Genomic DNA, 6,760 nt, shown 5'->3' on the forward strand with positions numbered 1-6,760 from the left:
GAACCCGAAAGTCTTTCATGGCCAAGGGTATCGTTGATTTTGTGAGGATAACCATATACGACACTACGGCGTGATAGCCTCCGGGGTACCCCCTAACCGAGGGGAACGGCGCCCCTTGGGGAAACATGGAGTTCGAGAGAAGTGTGTATCGAATCTTAACCGCATGGAAGAAGTTATCAACGTTGTCCGTTGGGTAGGTATACGCAATGAAATGCACCAAAACGACCGCTGTGATTGGAAGGAGGAACTTCAAAACGTCCCTGAGAGGGACGTTAAAGCCTCTCCCGCTTGAGGGAAGGAAGTTCGAAACAATGACAATAAGAGTGTAAAAGGTTGCGGCTTCTTTAACCCCAACCCCAAGAAGGCTACTAACGTAGAACAATATTATCAAAACCGAGAAGCCCACAGCGGGACTAAGGGAGAGCAGTTCAAAAAGGGAGCGCTCTTTGGGGAGAAGATATCTGAGAAGGTTAAAGCCCAGGATGGCCGGCACAAAGAAAGCCGCGTATGAGCTGTGAAACACGACCGACAGGGATAGAAGGATAGCAGTAAGGCCAATCCTGATTTCAAGCTCCGTGAACGAAACTGATTTAGCCATAAAGCCCATCAAAGATTGGAATGGCAAAAGATATTTATAAAAGTGATGGAAAATAGTAGAAAGGTGAGAAAAATGCCGCTCTTCGGCTTTGGTTCCAAAAAGAAGAAGGTTCGAGAGATGCTTGAGAACGGACAGTTCGACTTACTCGTTCAGGAAGCCCTCAAAGACAAGAAGACGATGAGGGCGCTGTTCGAACTACTCGACGACCAGAACCCGGGCATAGTAGGCGACGCACTGCTAACAATCACGCAGATTCTTGAAACCGACAAGAACGTCCTGAAGGAATACATAAACGAAGAATCCTTCAAAAAACTTATGAACTTCGTCCACAGCAGGAACCCGTACATCAGAGAAAACGCCATGATGCTCGCCTACGGCCTCATCAAAGAATACCCAGAAATCGTCGGCAGATATCGTGGATGGATTGTTGAGGAGATAAAGAAAAGCCTGAGAGAGGGAACAAAGGACCAGAAAGGCTTCCTGCTCGTTGTCATAGGTGAGCTTGGACTTAGGGAACTCAAGCCCCTAGTTGAGGAACTCGTGAACGTTGAGGATAAGGTAGTTCTGCCCTTTGAGGGCAAGAAGTGGATTCCCCTTGGCCAGATAGCGAGAGAAACCCTCGAAAGGATATCCTAGGGCTCTTCTGTGTATCTCCTCCCCAAACATTTATAACGGGCCTACTCTGCCCAGTTATATAGGTCAAAAGTTTTGGAGGTGAACGTTCATGTCTCATAAATCCGCTGAAATGTACGAGCTGAAGAAGAAGGTTGAGGAACTCAAAAGCTATCGAGGTCGAGCAACTGAGCTCGTGAGCCTCTACATCCCGGCCGGCTACGACATCAACAAGGTCATGCAGCAACTCCGCGAGGAGTACGGAACGGCCCAGAACATCAAGAGCAAGTCAACTCGAAAGAACGTTCTCGGAGCGCTTGAGAGGGCCATGCAACACCTCAAGCTCTACCGAAAAACTCCAGAGAACGGCCTCGCCCTTTTCGTCGGCAACGTCAGCGAGCAGGAGGGGGTAAGCGACATAAGACTCTGGGCAATAGTTCCGCCCGAACCGCTTAAGGTTCGCCTCTACCGATGTGACCAAACTTTTGTCACCGAACCTCTCGAAGAGATGCTCCGCGTTAAAGATGCGTACGGTCTCATAACCGTCGAGAAGAACGAGGCCACCATCGGGCTCCTCCGGGGCAAGAGGATTGAGGTCATAGACGAGCTCACCTCGAACGTTCCCGGAAAGACAAGGGCCGGAGGTCAGTCGGCGAGGCGTTACGAGAGAATTCGCGAGCAGGAAACCCACGAGTTCATGAAGCGCATCGGCGAGCACGCCAATCAGGCATTTCTCCCGCTCCTTGAGAAAGGTGAGCTGAGGGGAATCATCATAGGCGGTCCCGGACCGACCAAGGAGGAGTTCGTTGAGGGTGACTATCTCCACCACGAGCTCAAGAAGAAGATTATTGGCGTCGTAGACATAAGCTACCACGGCGAGTACGGCCTAAGGGAGCTTGTGGAGAAGGCCAGTGACATTCTCAAAGACCACGAGGCCGTAAAGGAAAAGAAGCTTATTCAAGACTTTTTCAAGCACCTCGTCAAGGACACGGGGATGATAACCTACGGTGAGAAGGAGGTTCGCCAGGCCCTCGAGCTAGGCGCCGTTGATACGCTCCTCATCAGCGAGGGCTACGACAAGGTCCGCGTCAAGGCCAAGTGCAACAACTGCGGCTGGAGCGAGGAGAAAACGATGAGCGAGGGAGAGTTCCACGTCTACAAGAAGAAGCTGACCCACTGCCCGAAGTGCGGCAGTCAGAACATAACCTTCGAGAAGTGGGACGTCGCGGAGGAGCTCATCAAGATGGCCGAGGAAGCCGGCTCGAACGTGGAGATAATCTCCCTCGACACCGAGGAGGGCCAGCAGTTCTACAAGGCCTTTGGAGGCCTCGGCGCGTTCCTGAGGTACAAGATTCACTGAGCTACTTGTAGGCGTCCTCCCTTTTCTTAACCTTGTGGATTAGAATCCTATGAGCCTTTCAGTTCACAGAATAGATAATGCGGTATTCGCCGATTCTAACACGATAAATATCAAGGTCTCCGGAGCCTTTAAGTTTGACTATATCAAATCTGTCCCTAGGAACCGCCTCATATCTAAGTGCGTCTTTTAACTCCAGAAATTTTCTGAGGTTGGCCTTTGGTAAGGACTTCAGAGCCTTAACTGCCTCTTTCTTTATTTTGACCTCGAAAGTCATGAGTCCTCCTCCAGAATCCGCTCAAGCTCGTCCGCGTCAATCCAGTCCTCTTCCTTGAAATCTCTTGCCTCCCTCTCTATCTCCTCAATTTCTTCATCGGAGAGTTCAGCCCTCATAATGGGAACCAGCATAGCCTCAAGACGCTGGATTTCCACCTTCAGACGCTCAAGCTCCTCCATAACATACCGCACGTTAGTGTCGCTTACCCTCTCCATGTTCCCACCGCTTCAAATTCTTTCGGGCATGATATTTTAATTTTCCCCTCGATTCGCTCAACCAAATGATGCAACGAAATTATACATCGTTTTGGGAACCTTTAAGTACCGGTACCGATACTTAGTATCGGGGGCGATACTTAGCCAGCTGTAGTGTAGAAGAGAAATAGGGGATAACCCTCACATCTTCTCCGGCGCCTCTATGCCGAGTAGCTCCAGTCCGTTCCTGAGCACTTGCTTGACCGCCAGAACGAGGAGCAGGCGCTCTTCTCTAATTCCCTCTTCAGCTTTAAGCACCGGGTGGTCCATATAGAACTTGTTGAAGAGCGAGGCCAATTCGTTGAGGTAGGCCGGAATCAGGTGAGGCTTGATGTCCCTGCCCGCGCTCTCTATTACCTTCGGGAACTCCGCGAGGAGTTTTATGAGCTCCTTCTCGCGGAGGGTGAGCTTCGAGAAGTCGGCCTTTTCAAGCAAAGCTTTCCAGTCGGTCTCGACTCCGCTCTCCCCTGCCCTCCTCAGGATTGAGGCACAGCGGGCGTGGGCGTACTGTATGTACGGCGCGCTCTCCCCCTCGAAGTTGAGCACATCGTCCCAGCGGAATGTTATGACCTTGTCCGGGCTGTACTTGACGAGGTTGAAGCGAACCGCGCCGACTCCAACCGCTTCGGCTATCCTGTCCTTCTCCTCTTCGCTTAGGTTCGGGTTCTTCCCCTCGACCAGCTCCCTCGCCCTCTGAACGGCCTCGTTGAGGACCTCATCTACGGTGAAGCCGACCCACGTTCCCCTCCTGCCCGAGAACTTACCTTCTGGTCTGACAACGTGCTCGTAGGCCAGGTGGTGGAAGTTCTCCGCGCTTTCCTTGAAGCCGAGGAGCTGGAGAGCGTACTTAATCGCCATCTGGGGGTGCCTCTGCTCCGCTCCGATGACGTTTATCACGATGTCCCCCCTGCCGAACCTGCCGGGCATTTCCTCGCCATCAGGGGCAGTTGTCCACGTCTCGTGGTTCTCAACCCTGTCCCAGAGCTTGTAGAGCATATCAGCTTTCACCTTGCCAAACTTCCAGAGGTGATAGGCTATGTCCTTGCCGGTGTAGGTTGCCGTTCCGTCGCTCCTTTTGAGAACCAGAAACGGGTTCTTCATGTCAGGGAAGAGCTTTCTGAGGTCCATTACAAACGCTCCCTTGTACTTGCCCTCCTTCCCCCAGAAGAAGTTCTCGTTGGACTCGATTAGCTGGTAGGCCTCCTCGAAGATTCCGCTCCGCATTATGTCGCTCTCCCAGCTGAGCAGGTCGTAGGCGATGCCCATTCTGTAGGTTGTGAGCATCTGAGCTTTAACGACGCGCTCCGCCAATTTTCTTCCGATTTCGGCTATCTCGTTGTTTCCCTCTTCGAGTTTCTTCATGAGCTCGCGAACCTCTTTATCCACCTCGGGGTTCTCCTCAAGCTTTTTGTTAACCTCCACGTAGAGCAGACCCATGACGTGGTCTATGAAGTCCTCCTTCAGGCCCTTCTCCCTCAGCTCTGCCTCAATCCTTTCGAGCTCCTCCTTCATGTTGAGGTAGCCCCAGAGAACCTGCGCGAACTGCACTCCGAGGTCGTCGATGTAGTTCTGAACTTCAACCTTGTAGCCGAGCTTTCTCATTATTCTCGCCATCGTGTCGCCCAAAACCGCGTTCCTCGCGTGCCCCATGTGGAGCGGTTTGGTCGGATTGACTGAGGTGTGCTCGACGATGGCCTTTTTACCCCTCCCGATTTCGCTCTCACCGTAGGTGCTTTCCTTCTCAAGGATTTCCCTAACCAGCTCGCGCCCGAAGTAGGAGTAGTCAACGTAGAAGTTGATGTAGCCGTTAACCGCTTTAATCTCGACTATGCCCTCGGGCTTCTCGATTCGCTCGACGAGTTCCTCCGCTATGAGCTTCGGGGCCTTTCGAAAGACCCTCGCGAGCTGAAACGCTATGGCCGTTCCGAAGTCGCCGAGCTCAAGGCTTGGCGTATCGTCAAAGACTATCTCACCGCTCCACTCCTTTCCGGCCTCGGTGAGCATCTCGTCCAGTGCCTTCTGTAGGGAAAGCCTCGCCCTCTCCTGTATCTCCTTATAGACCATCTTCACCACCGCCGGCACTACTACCTAACCTTTAAAAAGTTCTCCCGCGAGTTTACAACGGGGATGGGTATGAAGCACCACATCGGTGAGCACAAGGCCAAGAAGGGTCTCATAAGGATTGAGTTCGACGAGGAGAACGGCGTTGCCGAGCACGTTAAGATTACGGGAGACTTCTTCGTGCATCCTGAAGAAACGATACACGAACTTGAGGAACGACTCGAGGGGCACAGGATAGAGGAGCTTGAGCACATAATCGACGAGTTCTTCGCGATGCGTCTCGACGTGGAGATGCCCTACGTGAACGTTGAGGACTTCAAGATTGCCCTCAAGAAAGCTATCAAAGGGTGAAGGGTGTTGGGTGAAATAAGGAGAACGTTTGGTCTGCTCCTTGGGGCGTTTTTCCTGAGCCTGTTCGTAGGAACAGCGTGGGCGGTGGCGGACACATCAACCGTCGGGAAGCTCGTTGAGAGGATAGCCCAGAGCATAGGAACGCTGTCGCCTTCTCCCTTTCAGAATTTCCTCAGGATATTCCTTCACAACACAACGGTCGCAGCCATGGTAACTCTCTCCGGCCTGTTCTTTGGAATAGGGCCGTGGCTGATGGTTGGATTCAACGGGCTCGTCGTTGGGATTGTCGTTGGCTACTTCGGAAGGAAGGGTTTTCCGCTCGAGAAGATAGCCCTCGCGCTCGTTCCCCATGGTGTTGTGGAAATCCCGGCGTTTATCCTCGCCGGAACGGGAGGAATACTCTGGTACAGGGAGATAAGAAGGGCGGAAAACCCGGGGCACGGCTTCAAAAAGGGAATGAAGGTTGCGCTAAAGCTTTACCTCGTGTCCGTTGCCATGCTCCTGCTTGCGGCTTTCATCGAGGCCTACATAACTCCAAAGGTCGCCGGAATCGGGTGACGTTACAAAACTGCCGCTCTCTTCATAGGCCTCTATCTCCCTCAGTATTACTTCCATCGGGTTCTCCATGCCTGAGACAACACTTCTCAGGTAGTTCCTGTAACTCCCGTTGAGGAAGGTCAGCTTTTCGGCGATATCGGCGACCTCAACCGGGTCTGTCGAGTGAAACTCAAGACCCAGCTCAACGAGCCACTTGGTAACCGCCAGAAGCTTGCCCGGGTACGTGGATATCGTTGGCGTGCCGAGGGCTATCGCTTCCCTGTTCATCGTTCCGCCCGCGCCTATCATGAGCCTCGCGTGGTAGAGAAGGCTGAGGCTGTCAAGGGGCCTTTCGGGGATTATGACGTTATCAAACCTCTCAAACCTCTTTTTCTGCTCTTCGGTTCTTGGGAACAGGACTATCGGCATCTCCGGAAGAAGGGGTATCACGTCCTCGAGAACGCTCTTCTCAGGTCCGTTGAAGTAGTTGGCCTTAACGGGCTCCGTTCTCATAACAATGTACCCGTTTTTCTTGAGTCCAAGCTGCCTGAGAACCCCTGTGTCGGGCTTAAAACCGTAGAGGTGTGCAAGCTCCGAGAAGCCGTTTATCGGCTTCATCCCGTTGGGGTCGGCGCCACACTTGAGGAGGTCGTAGGCGTCTATGGCCTTGGGGTAGATGAGCAACTTGGTGAACGGGAGTATGAGCTTGTTTT

9 protein-coding genes are annotated in these 6,760 nt (G+C 52.7%); 4 read left to right on the forward strand and 5 right to left on the reverse strand.

What is annotated here, in order from left to right; translation table 11 throughout:
• Window positions 1-598: hypothetical protein (locus MVK46_RS08305; RefSeq protein WP_297536212.1), on the reverse strand; the 598-nt coding region annotated here is incomplete at its 3' end.
• Between the two features lie 72 nt (window positions 599-670).
• Here MVK46_RS08305 and MVK46_RS08310 point away from each other — a divergent pair.
• Together MVK46_RS08310 and prf1 are read left to right on the forward strand one after the other, a co-directional pair.
• Window positions 671-1,234: a hypothetical protein gene (locus MVK46_RS08310; RefSeq protein ID WP_297536213.1), complete on the forward strand. Its 564-nt coding sequence runs from the start codon at window positions 671-673 to the stop codon at window positions 1,232-1,234.
• Window positions 1,235-1,322: 88 nt separating this feature from the next.
• Window positions 1,323-2,570, forward strand: a complete 1,248-nt coding sequence (gene prf1, locus MVK46_RS08315; RefSeq protein WP_297536214.1) for a peptide chain release factor aRF-1 — start codon at window positions 1,323-1,325, stop codon at window positions 2,568-2,570.
• Window positions 2,571-2,628: 58 nt separating this feature from the next.
• Here prf1 and MVK46_RS08320 read toward each other — a convergent pair whose 3' ends face one another.
• The 3 genes from MVK46_RS08320 to MVK46_RS08330 form a co-directional block, all read right to left on the reverse strand.
• Window positions 2,629-2,844, reverse strand: a complete 216-nt coding sequence (locus MVK46_RS08320) for a type II toxin-antitoxin system RelE/ParE family toxin (RefSeq protein WP_297536215.1) — start codon at window positions 2,842-2,844, stop codon at window positions 2,629-2,631.
• A complete protein-coding gene (locus tag MVK46_RS08325) occupies window positions 2,841-3,059 on the reverse strand; it encodes a DUF5646 family protein (RefSeq protein WP_297536216.1) in 219 nt (72 codons plus the stop codon). The genes MVK46_RS08320 and MVK46_RS08325 overlap by 4 nt, the downstream gene beginning before the upstream one ends.
• Window positions 3,060-3,239: 180 nt before the next feature.
• Complete coding sequence (locus tag MVK46_RS08330) at window positions 3,240-5,162, reverse strand: arginine--tRNA ligase (RefSeq protein ID WP_297536219.1); 1,923 nt, start codon at window positions 5,160-5,162, stop codon at window positions 3,240-3,242.
• Between the two features lie 69 nt (window positions 5,163-5,231).
• On the opposite strand from MVK46_RS08330, the gene MVK46_RS08335 reads away from it, so the two are divergent.
• Both MVK46_RS08335 and MVK46_RS08340 read left to right on the forward strand, forming a co-directional pair.
• Window positions 5,232-5,510 carry a lipoate protein ligase C-terminal domain-containing protein gene (locus tag MVK46_RS08335; RefSeq protein WP_297536220.1) on the forward strand — a complete coding sequence of 93 codons (279 nt, stop codon included), beginning with the start codon at window positions 5,232-5,234 and terminating at the stop codon, window positions 5,508-5,510.
• Window positions 5,511-5,513: 3 nt separating this feature from the next.
• On the forward strand, window positions 5,514-6,068 hold the full coding sequence (locus MVK46_RS08340) for a stage II sporulation protein M (protein ID WP_297536217.1): 555 nt from the start codon (window positions 5,514-5,516) through the stop codon (window positions 6,066-6,068).
• Here the strand turns inward: MVK46_RS08340 and MVK46_RS08345 are convergent.
• A partial coding sequence (locus MVK46_RS08345; RefSeq protein ID WP_297536218.1) for a DUF354 domain-containing protein occupies window positions 5,979-6,760 on the reverse strand: 782 nt, incomplete at its 5' end. The two genes, MVK46_RS08340 and MVK46_RS08345, sit on opposite strands and share 90 nt — an antisense overlap.

Source organism: Thermococcus sp. (genome assembly GCF_027066465.1).
Taxonomy (GTDB): Archaea; Methanobacteriota_B; Thermococci; order Thermococcales; family Thermococcaceae; genus Thermococcus.